The sequence below is a fragment of the Luteibacter sahnii genome (assembly GCF_034063545.1).
Taxonomy (GTDB): Bacteria; Pseudomonadota; Gammaproteobacteria; order Xanthomonadales; family Rhodanobacteraceae; genus Luteibacter; species Luteibacter sahnii.
In genome coordinates, this window is record NZ_JAQLOK010000028.1 from 1 (window position 1) to 560 (window position 560).

General features: G+C 72.3%; 1 pseudogene. It reads left to right on the plus strand.

The features are described 5' to 3' along the window. Nucleotides 1-139 precede the first annotated feature (139 nt). A pseudogene (locus tag PI246_RS18405) lies at nt 140-560 on the plus strand (cellulase family glycosylhydrolase); the annotation flags it as partial.

Genomic DNA, 560 nt, shown 5'->3' on the forward strand with positions numbered 1-560 from the left:
CGCAGGCTGGCGCCGCCGCGCGCCGCCCGGGAGTGCGGAGCGGGTCGCAGACCTGCCTGCCTGCGCTTGGCAGACTGCGGTGGCCGGTGCGTCAGGGGGCGTCGGCCCGGCTCGCCCATCATGACCACAGGAGGTGTCCATGCTCCGGCATGTGCGTTCGTCGTCTTCCGCTGTTTCCTTCCCCGCCCCGTCCCTTGTTTCCACCCCCGCCGATCCGGGCCGCCGCAGCGTGCTGCGCGCCGGTGTCGGCATCGCCGCCGGCGCCGCGCTGTGGGGCCTTGGCGGCCAGGCCCGCGCCGCGGGCACGCTGCCGTTCGCCGGCCTCAACCTGTCCGGGCTGGCGTCCAACAACTTCGTCGACAACGCCATCATCGACCGGCACTACCGCGACATCAGCGACCAGCACATCGTTGCCGCCGGCGCCTGCCCGCTGTTCCGCCTGCCCACCACCGCCGCACGCTTCAGTACCGGCCAGGGCATGCCGCTCAACGCCACGTATTGCGACCAAGTCGAGAAAGTGCTGAACCGGCTCGCGCAGCGCGGCAAGGTGGCGATCCTGG